Raw genomic sequence first — 13,871 nt, 5'->3', positions numbered from 1 at the left:
ATCGCCTCTATTAGAGAGAATCGACCATGGCCAAATGGCTAAAGACTTCGGAGTGCGTGAAGTTTGAAGTCGCGCAACGCGTGGCGCGTATCACGCTGAGTCGTCCGGACAAGCGCAACGCCATCAACAATCCGCTTCTGCAGGAACTCAAGGCGGCGTTGCTCGAAGCCGACGACCTCAAATCGGTGAACGTGATCGTGCTGTCGGGCGCTGGCCGCGACTTCTGCGCGGGCTACGATCTCGTGACGACGTATTCGGATCGGGCCGCGGACGCCGCTGATCCGGGTGACTATCGTGGAACGATTGGCAGCTTCGACGACGACTGCTGGTCGATGGAGCGGCAGTCGGAGACGGTCAATCTGATGGCCGATATCCACAAGCCGATCATCGCGCAGGTGCATGGCAACTGTCTTGCGGGCGGCACGGATCTCGCGCTGGCGTGCGACATGGTGATCGCCGCCGACAATGCACGGATCGGTTTTCCCGCCACGCGCGCGAACGGCTCGCCGCCTGCGCATATGTGGTTCTATCACGTCGGCCCGCAGTGGGCGAAGCGCCTGCTGCTGTCCGGCGACTCGCTGACGGGCCGCGACGCCGCGAAAATCGGGCTCGTCATGGATGCGGTGCCGGCAGAGCAGCTCGAAGCGGAGGTGGCCGAGTTGGCACGCCGTCTGTCGTTTGTCGATGCGGATCTGCTGGCGGCCAACAAGCGCATCGTCAACATCGGGCTGGAGCTGGCCGGTTCGCGCACGCTTCAGCGGCTCGCGGTGGAAAACGACTCACGGGCTCATCAAAGTCAGGGGCCGCGCCGCGCGCAGTTCAAGGCGGACATGGAAGCGGTTGGCCTGAAGGAAGCGCTCAAGCGCCGCGACGAGCCGTTCGGCGACGGGATGATCCACCTGCACGCTCGCGGCAGCTGACCAGACCGTCGAACCGACGGACCCAACTCCAAACGAAGAGCCGAACATCATGGATGTTGAACTCACATTGAACGGGGCGGTTGCGACGCTGTGTCTGAACCGCCCCGAGAAGCTCAACGCGCTGACGCCGGAAATGCTTGATCTGATGCTCGGCCACCTCGATCGCATCGAAAGGGATCCGGAGATTCGCGCGGTGATACTCACCGGCGCAGGCCGCGCATTTTGCGCCGGTGCCGACATCAAGGGCAGCGGCGCCGCGCCACCGCAGATGAGCGTCGCGCACGCGCGCGCATCGATGGCGGCGTATCAGAACATCGCGCTTCGGTTCTACAACCTGAACAAGCCAATGGTCGCGGCGGTACGCGGCGTTGCCGTGGGCATTGCGTGGAGCTTTGCGCTGTGCGCGGATCAGCTCATCGTTTCCGACACCGCCCAGTTCATTCCCGCCTTCCTGATGCGCGCCACCTTACCTGAAGGCGGCATGGTGCATCTGCTTGCGCGTCATTGCGGCGAGTTCCGCGCCAAGGAGATCATGTATCTGAATCGCCGGCTGAGCGGCAAGGAAGCACTCGGTATGGGTCTTGCCAGTCATCTCGTCGAAGACGCCGACCTGGAGACGGCTGCCGGCAAGCTGGCTGGCGAACTGGCCGCTGGCCCGACTTTTTCGCTTGGGTTGACCAAGCAGTTGTTCAGGTTGAACACCGCCAGCATGGAAGAGTTCCTTGCGCAGGAACTCAACGCGGTGGCGCTCGCGGTGAACTCGGAGGACGCGGCGGAGGGCCGGCTCGCAGCGAGAGAAAAGCGCGCACCCGCTTTCAGGGGCCGCTAGGCGGCGCACTCGCGCAAGCGTGGCGCAGCGGCGCGACAGAGCAGACCAACGAGGGCGAAAGAGCTTCAGGAGTCAGGCATGCATTTCGGCTATAGCGAGGAAGACGAATCGTTTCGTCAGGCAGTCAGAAAGTTTTTCGATGAGCAGGCGCCGGCCGACATTTCGCGCCGCTGGCGGGTTGGCGTGCATCCGCCGGCGCGCGACGATATCCGCAGATGGCAGCGCATTCTGTACGAGCGCGGCTGGGGTGCGCCCCATTGGCCGGTCGAACATGGCGGCACCGGCTGGAGCGCGCTTCGCAAGCATATCTTCATGGAAGAGCTGTACAACGCCGATGCGATGGACTATGGGTGGCAATCGACGCAGATGGTGGCGCCCGTCATCATCGCGTTCGGCTCGGACTGGCAGAAGAAGCGTTTTCTCGGACCTATTCTGCGTGGCGACGAGTTCTGGTGCCAGGGCTTTTCGGAACCGAACGCGGGCTCGGATCTGGCTGGACTGAAGACCACGGCCGTGCTCGACGGTGACGAGTACGTGATCAACGGCCAGAAGATCTGGACCAGCGACGCAACGATTGCCGATTGGGGATTCTTCCTCGTCAAGACCGATGCGACCGTCAAGCCGCAACGCGGCATCTCCTTCCTGCTGGTCAAAATGGACACGCCGGGCATCACGGTGCGTCCGATCGTTTCGATCGAGGGCGGCCGGGGCCTGAATGAAGTGTTCCTCGAGAACGTGCGCGTGCCGAAGTCGCATCTCGTGGGCGAGGCCGGCATGGGATGGACCTATGCGAAGTACCTGCTCGAGAAGGAGCGCACGGCGAGCGCGTTCCTGTACTTCAACAAACGCGAGCTGCGACGCGCGAAAGACATTGCTGCGCAGGAGAGGGTGGACGGCCTGCCGCTCATCGACACACCCGGGTTCGCGCGCAAGGTCGCCGAGGTCGAAGCGGACCTGTTGGCGCTCGAATGGTCGGTGCTGCGCATCCTTGCGCAAGAGAAGAGCGAGCGCAACCTCGATGCGGTCGTCTCCGCGCTGAAGATCAGCGGGTCGGAGATGCAACAGCGTGTGACGCAACTGCAAATGGACGCACTGGGTCCCCGCGTATTGCGCTTCGACGACCACGGCGCGCCGCATGATGATCTGTCGATCGACGAAAACTGGCCGGACTACACCGGCGGCCGCACGTCGGGCTATCTGATCGCGCGCGCATCCACGATCTATGGCGGCGCGCGCGAAGTGCAGAAGAACATCATCGCCAAGCTGGCATTCGGACTCTAGCCATGGACTTCAACCTCTCAGAAGAGCAATTGATGCTGAAGGACGGTGCAGAACGCTACGTTCAGCAGGAGTATGGATTCGAGGCACGCACGCGCATCGCGGCGGGGCAAGAGGGCTTCAGTCGCGAACATTGGCGCGCATACGCAGAACTTGGCTGGCTCGGGCTGACCATGCCGGAAGACGTCGGCGGAATCGGGTGCTCGTTCGTTGAAACGGCGATCGTCATGGAGGCGCTCGGCCGCGGTATGGTGCTCGAGCCGGTCGTGCAGACGGCGCTGCTGTGCGCCACGATCATCGAACGAGGCGATGCGCCGCGCCAGCGTGAGACGCTGCTGCCCGCCGTCATCGACGGCAAGCTCCTGCTGTCGCTCGCGGACAGCGAAGCGGGCAGCCGATACAAGCTGGGATGCCACGCACGAACGCACGCGCTCAAGACAGCCTCGGGTTATCTGATCGGCGGCGCGAAGACGTTGGTGATCGCCGGCGCGTCGGCAGACCAGCTGCTCGTGACCGCGCGAGTGGAAGGTGCATCGCAAGGCGTAGGTGTTTTTCTTGTCGATCGCCGGGCCGCGGGCGTGACGTGCCGGTCGTACCGCTTACTCGATGGATCGCGTGCCGCGGATGTCGACCTGCACAACGTCGAGCTCAGTGAAGATGCATTGATCGTCGGACCGGAACGCGCGCTGGAGGTGCTCACGCAAGCCACGGAACTCGCCAGTCTCGCGAGCGTGGCCGAGAGCCTCGGCATGATGGAAGCCGTGATGGCGATGACCTCGGCGTACCTCAAGGGACGCTCGCAGTTCGGCCAACCTATCGGCAAGTTCCAGGCGTTGCAGCATCGCATGGCCGAGATGTTCGTCGCCACGCAGGAGGCGCGCTCGATGCTGTACTGCGGGATCGCGCACCTGAACGGCCCGGCGGCCGAACGCAGCCGCGTCATCTCGGCGGCCAAAGCCGTTGCGGCGCGCGCCAATCGCTTCGTTTGCGCGCAGGGCATCCAGTTGCACGGTGGCATGGGGCTCACCGAGGAATACCCAGTAGGGCACTACTTCCGCAAGATGACGATGATGGAGAAGATGTTCGGCGACATCGACTTTCATCTCGACCGCGTTGCGGCAGGCGGCCAGACACCGATAACGGCGTGAGACGGGGAGCAGACCATGCAACGTGTGAAGCAAAAGATCGCCATCGTGACCGGGGCCGCATCCGGGATCGGCGCTGCCTGTGCCGCGAGGCTCGCGCAGGAGGGCGCCTTGCTCGTCGTGGCGGACCTGAATTTCGAAGGCGCCCAGGAGCAGGTTCGCCGTATCAAGGATGCCGGCGGCGAGGCGGTTGCGGCGCGCGTCGATATCGGCGACGAAAGTTCGATCGGGGCATTGTTCGATCTGACGCTGAAGACCTGGGGTGGGCTCGATATCCTGCATAACAACGCCGCGGCCACATCCCTTTCCAGTACGGTCGATGCGGCGGTCGAGACAGTCGACGTCGCCGTCTGGGACGACACGATGCGCATCAATCTTCGCGGCACCATGCTGGCTTCGCGGTATGCGCTGCCGCTCATGCGCGCACGAGGCGGCGGTTCGATTATCAATACCTCTTCGGGTGCCGCTCAGGCGGGCGCGTTGGGGTACAGCGCGTACGGTGTCTGCAAGGCCGGTATCGAGGCGCTGACGCGCTACGTCGCCGCGCAGCACGGCAAGGAGGGGATACGCTGCAATGCGATTGCGCCGGGCCTGATCGTCACGCCGGTGACCCGAGCGTACTACGCGGGGGAGATCGGGGAGATGATGCTGAGCCACCATCTCACGCCTCGGCTCGGGCAGCCCGAAGACATTGCACACACGGTCGTGTATCTCGCTTCGGATGAGGCGGCGTTCGTCACAGGCCAGGTGTTCAATGTCGATGGGGGACTTCTTTCACATCAGCCCTACTATGCCGACGAGATCCGCGCGCGCCCGGCCGCCGTGGCCAATGCTTCGAAGGGACAGCCATGACGACGGATTCAGCGCTGCTCGCGCGTATCGAACGCATCGAGGCGCAGCTCGCCATCCAACAGCTGCCGGTCCGATACGCGCTCGCGGTCGATTCGCGGGATCTGGACGGCCTCGTGCAACTGTTTTCCGAAGACGTCGATTGCGGCCGATGGGGCGTCGGGCGCGCGGCGTTGAAGACGTTCTTCGGATCCGGGCATGTTCTGCGCGGCTTTTATCGCAGCATCCACCAGATCTGCGGCCACGTCGTCGATTTCGTCGATGCCGATAGTGCGACCGGAAGCGTGTATTGCCGCGCGGAGCACGAGGACAACGGAGCGTGGGTGGTGATGGCGATCTGCTACTTCGATCACTACGTGCGGCGCGACGGGCAGTGGTGCTTCGAGCGTCGCGACGAACAGCATTGGTATTCGACGGACTGGCTCGCTCGCCCCGGTGCGCCGCGCTTCCAGCACTGGCCCGGCAAATATGAAGGCGACCGGTATCAGCCGCGCCTTCCGCAAGGATTTCCGACCTGGGCGGCGTTCTGGAGCACGAGCGAACAGCACGCGATCGACGCGTTGACGAAGGTGCCGTAAGCGCGGTCTCGGGTTCGGCTCTTGCGTGTTACAGCGCCGCTTCCCCACGCAAGAGCACGTCGGCACCGCCATCGATGAACGGGATCTGGCCCACCATGTAGCCATTGGCGGGACTGGCGAGGAACGCAAGGAGCGGCACGATCTGTTCAGCGGTTGCATAGTCATGCACGGCCGTGGGTACGCCGGCGGCAAGCGCCTCGCGCCCCTGGGCCGTCTCCAGCAGCGGCGCGACCATCGGCGTCTTTACGATGCCCGGCGCGACGCCGTTGAGCAACACGCCCGCGTCGGCCCAGCCGGGCAGCACAGCCGTGCGCCGTATCCATTGCGTCAGCGCGCGCTTGGACGACGCATAGCTTTGCGCGCCGATCTTTGCCGCATGGTCGCGTGCGGCGGCTTCGTCGCTCTCGAGGCACAACGCGACGAGGCGCGCATCGACCGGATGAAGCGAGGCGAGCGATGAGATCACCACGACCCGTGGCTCGCTCGCGCGCTGCAGGAGCGGCAACAGGCGCGGCAGCAGATCGGTAACGCCGAAGTAATTCACCGCCACCAGCGTGTCGCCGGGCACAGGGGGCGACACGCCGGCGCACGCGACCACTGCATCGATCGACGGCGCGAGGCGCCGCACGCGCTCGACGAGCGCCGCGCGCTCCGCCGGGACAGTGAGGTCCGCGCAAATTTCCGCGTCGTGGAGATCGACGCCGATCACCCGTTCGCCGAGCGTTGTCAGATGCCGCGCCAGCGCCGCGCCCATGCCTGAGGCAGCGCCGGTGATCAGCGTCGTGCGGGAGGCCTGCGTGCCCATTGCGCTTACTCCGCCGAACCGGGCAGACGCACCACCAGCCCGTCCAGTTCCGGCGTCATGAAGATCTGGCATGTCAGACGGCTGTTTTCGCGCACGTCCATCGCGCAGCTGAGCATGTCGACTTCATAGGATTCGGCTGCCGGCATGTGGCTGCGCCAGGTGTCGTCGACGTACGCGTGACAGGTTGCGCAGCTGCAGCTGCCGCCGCAATCGCCGAGAATGCCCGGGATCTGATTGTTCACCGCCGTTTGCATGACTGAATCACCAACGTTGGCGCTGACGGCGGCCTCGCTGCCGTCCGGCTGGATGAATCGAATGAGCGGCATGGCTTGTGAACCTCTGAAAAATTAATTGGACTGCGGAAGCAGACTTTTCAACGGAATTGATTCGTTGGCGAGATCGGCAGCCCGGACCGGTATTTTTTCGGCAACGAACCGCTTGGCCAGCACGAAGTCGGGTACACGGCTGACCGTATCGGCTGCAAGCATGACGCCGCCCTTGAGATAAAACGCCGAGAAAGAGCGGGTATCGGGATCGCCGCGCAGGACGAACTCGTCGTAGCCGAGGGACAAGCCGACCATCTTGAGCTTCAGATCGTATTGGTCGGACCAGAACCATGGCACGCTGTTGTAGACCCGCTCCTTGCCGCACAGCGACGCAGCGGCGGTGCGGGCCTGCTCCAGCGCGTTAGGGACCGACTCGAGACGCAGGCGGCGGCCGAGGGAAGGGTTGGGGTGATTGGTGCAGTCCCCGACCGCGAAAATGTCCGGGTCCGATGTACGCGTGTGCTCGTCGACCATGATGCCGTTGTCGACGGCAAGGCCGGCCGCTTGCGCGAGTTCGGTGGCGGGCTCCAGTCCCACGCCGACGATGACGAGATCCGCCGCGACGCGCGTGCCGTCCGCGCAGCACACGGCGGCAATGGCGTCGCCGGATGCGTCCAGTTCGAAGCCACTCACGATCGCGTTGGTACGGATGTCGACTCCGGCTTCGCGGTGAACTTCCTCGTAGAACGTGGACAGCTCGGGAGCGGTGACGCGCGCGAGAACGCGCGGCAACGCTTCGAGCACGGTGACGTGCAAGCCGCGCTTCACGGCTACCGCAGCCACCTCCAGCCCGATATATCCACCGCCGATGATCACGAGGCGCGAGCCGGCATGAAACTGGTTTCGAATGCGCGCGACGTGGTCGAGCGTGCGCAGGTAGTGAAAATTCTGCAGCTTCTCGATCGCTTCGATACCCGGCAACGCGAGGCGCCGCGCGCGGCCGCCGGTGGCCAGAACGAGTTTCGTATAGCCGATTTCGCTGCCGTTGGACAGCGCGACCCGTTTCGCGTCACGGTCGATGCGCTGCGCGCGCGTGTTCGGGATGAACTCGACCCGCGCTTTGTCGTACGTCGACAGTGGTTTCAGGTAGAGCTGCTCGGCGGTCGATTCGCCCGACAGGAATGCTTTCGAGAGCGGCGGCCGTTGGTAGGGCAAATGCGGTTCTTCTCCGACCATCACGATGCGTCCCGTCCAGCCCTGTTCGCGGATCGCGGTCGCGCATTCTCCCGCTGCGTGACCCGCGCCGACGATCAGCGCGGTGTTCTCTGCATCTCCAGCTGTCATGAGGCTAACTCCATCTCGTACGGCCGCAGGCGTGCTGCGGCCAGAGCAGGTCTGAATAATGTTCTAAAGTGTGAACGACGGTCGCCGGGACTGTCAATGCTCATGAACCCCGTTGTGCCGAGGCGGAGCTGACCATCGCCTCGATGCCGCCCACCGCGAAACGAATCAGATAGGTGCGCATGCGCTCGATATGTGCTGTCGTGAGTGCCCTCGCTCCGGATCGCGCTTCCTGCGCGTAAAGCTCGTTGAGCACGAGATGAAACACGGACTCGACGAAGTGCTGCACCAGGTCGACGGTTTCCCGCGTGACGCGGGGCAGTGCGTTGGCGAAGGCGTCCCGGTAGCGCGCGGCCGCAGGCGCGTATTGGTCATAAAACGGCGCTGTGAGGTCGGGGCGCTCCAGAAGGCAGCCAATCTGGGTGAGCAGGCGCAGATAGTTTCGCCACCCCGGATCGCCGCTTTTCAGATGCGCGAACGCCGGGGCGGAAAGTGCGGTCACGATTGCCTCCACGTCCGGACGCTTGTCTTGCAGCGCTGCCAGTTCGGCCTCGAGCGATTCGATGACCTGCCGGCTGATCACCGCTGCGCGGCGGCCGATCGCCTGCTGAAACAGCGCGTCTTTGCTGCCGAAGTGGTACCGCGCGAGGCTCAATTCCATGCCACAGCTCTGCATGATGTCGCGAATCGACGTGCCGAAGTAGCCGTGCATCGCGAACAGCCGCTCGGCCGTATCGAGAATGCGCTCCGGCGTCGTGCTGCGCGCCGTGGCGCGCGGCTCGTTGATGGCAGTCGCCGGGCTGCTGGCGGCATGCGTGGTCCTGGACGGCATGGTTTCCCTTTCATCGCGGGGCGCGCGCCGGAAGGCGCGCGAGATCCCTGTCCGCGAATGATAGATCGATCTTGCACACTTGTGCAAAATAGAACATAGTTCACGTATTGGTACCTCGCGGAAACATAGAGGTGCCTGCAAACAAACGATTAATGGAGACAAGAACCATGGCCGGCGTGCTGCGACTCGAGGACTTCGACGATCCGAAGTTCAACCCCTTCTTCGAGGATTCACTCGCTTACGGCGCCGATGCGGACCCTTATCCGCGCATTGCCGAACTGCGCGAAAAGGCCGCGGTTCAGGAGGGTGACTACCGCGTGCTGATGGGCGGAGCGGCGGACCTGACGATGTCCGACGTCGCGCATTATTCCGTGTTCGGATACGACGAGGTCTCGAAGATACTTGGCGACCCGGCCACCTTCTCCAACAAGTCCTACGAGCGCAATCTCGGCATCAGCTTCGGGCGCAGCATCTCGACCATGGATGCGCCCGAGCACCCGCGCTACCGCCGCATCTTCCAGAAGGCCTTTTTGCCGAACACCGTCGCGGCATGGGGCGATACGCTGGTCGACCCGGTGGTGAGCGAGCTGATGTCGACATTCATGGATCGCGGACATGCGGATCTCGTCAGCGAGTTCACGCTTCACTACCCGTTCAACATCATCTATCGGCAGCTCGCGTTGCCGCCGGAAGACGTGAAGATCTTTCACAAGCTCGCCATCGCGCAGACGCTCGTTTCGATCGATGTCGAGCATGGCGTCGAGGCATCGACAAAGCTGGGCGCCTATTTCGCGCGGCTTGTCGACGAGCGCCGCAGTCATCCTGGCGACGATCTGGTGAGCTCGCTCGCCACGGCCGAGGTGGACGGTGAGCGGCTACCGGAAGAAGTCGTCATTTCGTTTCTTCGCCAGCTGGTGAATGCGGGCGGCGACACCACTTATCGCGCAACCAGCGTGCTGTTGCTCGCGTTGCTGCGCAATCCGGTGCAGCTCGAGGCGGTGCGTCAGGATCGTACGCTGGTCGCGCCGGCGATCGAGGAGGCTCTGCGCTGGGACGGGCCCGTGTTGATGCAGTCGCGCATGGCGACGCGTGATGTCACGCTCGGCGGTGTCGAGATTCCCGCGGGCGCATTTCTCGACGTGGTGGCGGGCAGCGCCAATCGCGACCCGAGCCGCTTCGCCGATCCGGACAAGTTCGACATCCATCGCAAGGCTGTTCACCGGCACTTCGCATTCGCCTATGGCCCGCACGTGTGCATCGGCCAGCACCTGGCGCGGGTAGAAATGACGCGCGCGCTCAACGCGATTCTCGACCGCCTGCCCAATCTTCGCCTCGATCCGGCGGCGCCGGCTCCACAGATCAACGGGATCATGATGCGCGTTCCGCATTCGATTCCCGTCATCTTCGGCTAACAAGGTGGCGCTGGTCTGCACGCACGGTGGAGAACGCATAGATGACCGAGTTTGACTTTATCGTGATTGGCGCGGGTGCGGCGGGTTGCGTGCTAGCCAATCGTCTTTCGGAGAGCGGGCACCATACCGTGCTACTCATCGAGGCAGGTCCGGAAGATCGCAATCCGTTGATCCGTATGCCTAAGGGCTTTGGAAAGCTGCTGGGCGATCCGGCTCATGCCTGGTTCATTCCGGTGCAGCCCGATCACGGCAACGGACAGCGCAACGAAATCTGGCTGCGCGGCAAGATGCTCGGCGGTTCCAGCAGCATCAACGGCATGGTGTATATGCGAGGTCATCCCGAGGACTACGACGGGTGGGCCGAACTGGGTGTCGAGGGCTGGAGCTGGCAGAACCTGGCGCCTTGCTTCAGGCGGATCGAAGATCACGCGCTCGGCGCCGACGAGCTGCGTGGCGAGGGCGGCCCGCTGAAAGTGTCACCGTACGCGCAGCGCAATCGTATCGGCGACGCCGTACTCGAGGCGTGCCGGTCGCTCGGCGTGCGGCGCGTGGAAGATATCAACAGGCTCGATCATGAGGGCGTGGCCTACCTGATCTATACGATACGCAACGGTCGTCGGCAAAGCTCGGCCGAAGCCTTCCTGAAGCCTGCGAGGACGCGCAAGAACCTCACGGTCGTGACCGGCACGCAAGCCACGCGAATCGTGTTCGACGGCACGCGCGCCGTCGGCGTGCAATGCGAAAGCTCGGGGCAGCAGATCGCCTACCGTGCGCGTCGCGAGGTCGTGCTCTCGGCGGGCGCGATCGAGTCGCCGCGGCTTTTGCAGCTGTCGGGCGTTGGCGATCCGGGCCATCTGCAGTCGCTTGGCATTCCTGTGGTGGCGGCGCGTCCAGGGGTCGGACGGAATATGCGCGAGCACTATCTATACATGCTGCAGGCCCGCCTGCGGCATTGGCGCGATTCGCAGAACCGCCAGTTCAGCGGCATGCGCTTATGGCGCAACGCGATGCAGTATCTGCTGTTCCGCCGTGGTGTGATGTCGCTCGGCTCGTACCAGGTGGGCGGCTTCGTCAAGACCGCGGCGGATGCGGTGCGCCCCGACGTTCAACTGATGATGGCACCGTACTCGATGGATTTCGGCGCGGCCGGTTACGCCTTCGAGTCGTTCCCAGGCATGCAGCTCTTCAGCTATCCGCTGCGTCCACGCAGCGAGGGGCACGTCAGGATCCAGTCCGCGGATCCCCGCGTGCCGCCCGAAGTCGTCGCGAACTACCTCGCCAATCCGTACGACCGGCAGATGGCCGTCAACGCATTCAGGCTGATGCGCAGGGTGCTGGCCGCGCAGCCGCTTGCCAGCCTGCTGGCAGGCGAGACCCGCCCGGGCCCCGCAGTCCAGGCCGATGACGAGATTCTCGACCTCTACCGGCGCGAAGGCCAATCCGGCTATCACGCTTGCGGCACCTGCAAGATGGGATCGGACGCGCTTGCGGTGCTCGATTCGCGGCTGCGCGTGCGCGGTGTCGAAGGCCTGCGCGTGATGGATCTCTCCATAACACCCACGATGATCTCCGGCAACACCAACGGCCCCATGATGGCGATGGCATGGCGCGCCGCGGGCCTGATCCTGGAGGACGCGCGATGAGCCGCCTTGAAGACTACCGCGGGCGTTTTACGAATATCGACTTCGAGCGACGCGACGGCATTTTGCAAGTACGCCTGCATACGGATGGCGGTCCACTGAAGTGGGGCGCGCTCGATCGCAGCATTCACAGTCAGCTCGGCGAGGCGTTCTACCAGATCGCACGCGACCTGGACAATCGCGTCGTTATCCTGACCGGCACCGGCGATTCGTTCTGCGACGCGATGAATTACGCCGAGTTGCCCACGGAGCCGCTTGCGCAAGGCTGGCCGCGCTTGCAGCGCGAGGGTCAGGACTTGCTCATGCAACTGCTGGACATCCCGGTTCCGGTCATCGGCGCGATCAACGGCCCGGCACATATCCATGCCGAGTTGCTGGTGCTGTCGGATATCGTGCTGGCCTCCAGTCGCGCCGAAATCTCGGACCAGGCGCACTTCGTTCACGGCGTCGTGCCGGCAGACGGCGTGCAGATCATCTGGCCCATGCTGCTTGGCCACAACCGCGCGCGCTATTTTCTTCTCAGCGGCGAGCGCATTACGGCGCAGCGCGCGTGGGAGCTTGGCGTCGTCGGCGAAGTCGTCGCGCACCCCGCGTTGCTCGAACGTGCATGGCAAATGGCGCACGAAGTCGCGGCGAAGCCGATCGACACGCTGCGATACACGCGCGCCGTCTTCACGCAGCCGTTCAAGCGCCGCATGCTCGACGAACTGGGCTACGGGCTCGCGCTCGAAGGGCTGGCCGGGATTGCCGCGCAGTCCGGCACGACCTAGCCCGTCAACGCGAATGTTCACGAATGGGAGAGACGATATGACCTTGCTAGTGCAAGCATCGACGGAGCGCAACGCGATCGTTCAGCAGGCGCTCGACCGCGCCACACGGGAAGGCGGTGAGATCGGCGTGCAGGTGGCGGCCTATCTGAACGGCAAGCTGATGATCGACGCATGGAGCGGCGTGGCCGATCCGTCCACCGGCCGTCTGGTCGACGGCGAAACGCTGTTCAATGTGTATTCGGTGACGAAGGCCGTTGCTGCAACCGCGTTGCATATCCTGGCCGACCGCGGGCTGATCGAATACGACGCGCCGGTGGTGCGCTACTGGCCCGAGTACGGTGCGCACGGCAAGCAGAAAACGACGGTGCGCGATGTGCTGACTCATCGCGCGTGTGTGCCGCACATGCCCGAAGGCGTCACGCCGGAGCTGATGTGTGACTGGCAGTGGATGACCGGCGCCATCGCCAACCTCGAGCCGCTTGCGGAGCCGGGGACGAAGACGCTGTACCTGTCGATGACGTTCGGCTGGATCGTCGGCGAGCTGGTGCGGCGCGCCGATCCGAAGAAGCGCTCGCTGGGCCGTTTTGTCCGGGAGGAGATTGCGATGCCGCTCGGCATCGACGATCTGTGGATCGGCATTCCCGACGCAGTCGAACCGCGCATCGCACGTCTCACCGATGCGATGGTGCCGGTTCCCGCGGAGTACCTGCCGCCGCTGTTCCTGCGCTCGATGCCGCAACAGGTCGCATTGGTGCCACACGTGTTCGAGCGGCCGGACGTGCGGCGCGCGGAAGTCGCCGGCGTTGGCGGGATCTTCAACGCGCGCAGTGAGGCGCGCTTCTGGGCAATGCTTGCATGCGGCGGCGAGCTGGACGGCGTGAGGATCCTTTCGAAGGAGCTCGTTGCTACGCTGAATACACCACGCGCCAATAGCGAAGAGCCCGACCCGGTGATGTTCGGCTTTCCGATTCCGATCACGATCGGTGGCTTCTGGTTCGGCGGCAATCATCCGCCGGTGACCGCGGCGCGTTCGCCGCGCGCTCTGTGCCATCCGGGGCAGGGCAATTCGATCGGTTGGGCCGATCTGGATAGCGGGCTCGCCGTCGCGATCTGCCATAACAAGCTGTTCAACCCGACCACGCCGGAAGAAGACCCGCTGCTTCCGATCGCCGCGGCGATTCGCGACGCACTGGATCTGGAGTGATT

General features: G+C 64.1%; 14 protein-coding genes. 10 read left to right on the top strand and 4 right to left on the bottom strand.

Translation table 11 applies throughout. From position 1 onward, the window contains the following. Positions 1 to 26: 26 nt before the first annotated feature. The 6 genes from BJG93_RS31240 to BJG93_RS31215 all read left to right on the top strand — a co-directional run bounded on the left by BJG93_RS31240 (position 27) and on the right by BJG93_RS31215 (position 5,599). Complete coding sequence (locus tag BJG93_RS31240) at positions 27 to 920, top strand: crotonase/enoyl-CoA hydratase family protein (protein WP_027194334.1); 894 nt, start codon at positions 27 to 29, stop codon at positions 918 to 920. 49 nt (positions 921 to 969) lie between these two features. Next, positions 970 to 1,749, top strand: a complete 780-nt coding sequence (locus BJG93_RS31235) for an enoyl-CoA hydratase/isomerase family protein (protein ID WP_027194333.1) — start codon at positions 970 to 972, stop codon at positions 1,747 to 1,749. Between the two features lie 78 nt (positions 1,750 to 1,827). After that, positions 1,828 to 3,030 carry an acyl-CoA dehydrogenase family protein gene (locus BJG93_RS31230; protein ID WP_027194332.1) on the top strand — a complete coding sequence of 401 codons (1,203 nt, stop codon included), beginning with the start codon at positions 1,828 to 1,830 and terminating at the stop codon, positions 3,028 to 3,030. Between the two features lie 2 nt (positions 3,031 to 3,032). Then, positions 3,033 to 4,175, top strand: coding sequence for an acyl-CoA dehydrogenase family protein (locus tag BJG93_RS31225; protein WP_027194331.1), 1,143 nt, complete (start codon positions 3,033 to 3,035; stop codon positions 4,173 to 4,175). Between the two features lie 15 nt (positions 4,176 to 4,190). Continuing rightward, a complete protein-coding gene (locus tag BJG93_RS31220; RefSeq protein WP_027194330.1) occupies positions 4,191 to 5,024 on the top strand; it encodes an SDR family oxidoreductase in 834 nt (277 codons plus the stop codon). Then, positions 5,021 to 5,599, top strand: coding sequence for a nuclear transport factor 2 family protein (locus BJG93_RS31215; RefSeq protein WP_027194329.1), 579 nt, complete (start codon positions 5,021 to 5,023; stop codon positions 5,597 to 5,599). Before BJG93_RS31220 ends, BJG93_RS31215 begins: the two co-directional genes overlap by 4 nt. A gap of 28 nt (positions 5,600 to 5,627) precedes the next feature. Here BJG93_RS31215 and BJG93_RS31210 read toward each other — a convergent pair whose 3' ends face one another. From BJG93_RS31210 to BJG93_RS31195, 4 genes are all read right to left on the bottom strand, one after another. Beyond that, positions 5,628 to 6,404 carry an SDR family oxidoreductase gene (locus BJG93_RS31210; RefSeq protein ID WP_027194328.1) on the bottom strand — a complete coding sequence of 259 codons (777 nt, stop codon included), beginning with the start codon at positions 6,402 to 6,404 and terminating at the stop codon, positions 5,628 to 5,630. 5 nt (positions 6,405 to 6,409) lie between these two features. Further along, entirely contained in the window at positions 6,410 to 6,730 is a 321-nt protein-coding gene (locus tag BJG93_RS31205; protein ID WP_027194327.1) for a 2Fe-2S iron-sulfur cluster-binding protein, read from the bottom strand. A gap of 21 nt (positions 6,731 to 6,751) precedes the next feature. Continuing rightward, the gene (locus BJG93_RS31200) at positions 6,752 to 8,014 is read right to left on the bottom strand and encodes an NAD(P)/FAD-dependent oxidoreductase (protein ID WP_027194326.1); all 1,263 of its coding nucleotides are present in this window, start codon (positions 8,012 to 8,014) and stop codon (positions 6,752 to 6,754) included. Between the two features lie 100 nt (positions 8,015 to 8,114). After that, positions 8,115 to 8,984, bottom strand: coding sequence for a TetR/AcrR family transcriptional regulator (locus BJG93_RS31195; protein ID WP_231337621.1), 870 nt, complete (start codon positions 8,982 to 8,984; stop codon positions 8,115 to 8,117). 26 nt (positions 8,985 to 9,010) lie between these two features. Between BJG93_RS31195 and BJG93_RS31190 the strand changes: the two genes are divergently transcribed. From BJG93_RS31190 to BJG93_RS31175, 4 genes are read left to right on the top strand one after another with little or no spacing between them, the layout of a single operon-like run. Next, complete coding sequence (locus BJG93_RS31190; RefSeq protein WP_027194324.1) at positions 9,011 to 10,255, top strand: cytochrome P450; 1,245 nt, start codon at positions 9,011 to 9,013, stop codon at positions 10,253 to 10,255. 41 nt (positions 10,256 to 10,296) lie between these two features. Continuing rightward, positions 10,297 to 11,898, top strand: a complete 1,602-nt coding sequence (locus BJG93_RS31185) for a GMC family oxidoreductase (protein ID WP_027194323.1) — start codon at positions 10,297 to 10,299, stop codon at positions 11,896 to 11,898. Then, entirely contained in the window at positions 11,895 to 12,665 is a 771-nt protein-coding gene (locus BJG93_RS31180; protein WP_027194322.1) for an enoyl-CoA hydratase/isomerase family protein, read from the top strand. The genes BJG93_RS31185 and BJG93_RS31180 overlap by 4 nt, the downstream gene beginning before the upstream one ends. Before the next feature lie 37 nt (positions 12,666 to 12,702). Continuing rightward, the gene (locus tag BJG93_RS31175; protein WP_027194321.1) at positions 12,703 to 13,869 is read left to right on the top strand and encodes an EstA family serine hydrolase; all 1,167 of its coding nucleotides are present in this window, start codon (positions 12,703 to 12,705) and stop codon (positions 13,867 to 13,869) included. The last annotated feature ends 2 nt before the right edge of the window (positions 13,870 to 13,871 follow it).

The organism is Paraburkholderia sprentiae WSM5005, assembly GCF_001865575.2.
GTDB lineage: Bacteria > Pseudomonadota > Gammaproteobacteria > Burkholderiales > Burkholderiaceae > Paraburkholderia > Paraburkholderia sprentiae.
Note: the sequence above shows the minus strand (reverse complement) of the source record. Positions and strands in the feature narration are given on the sequence as shown.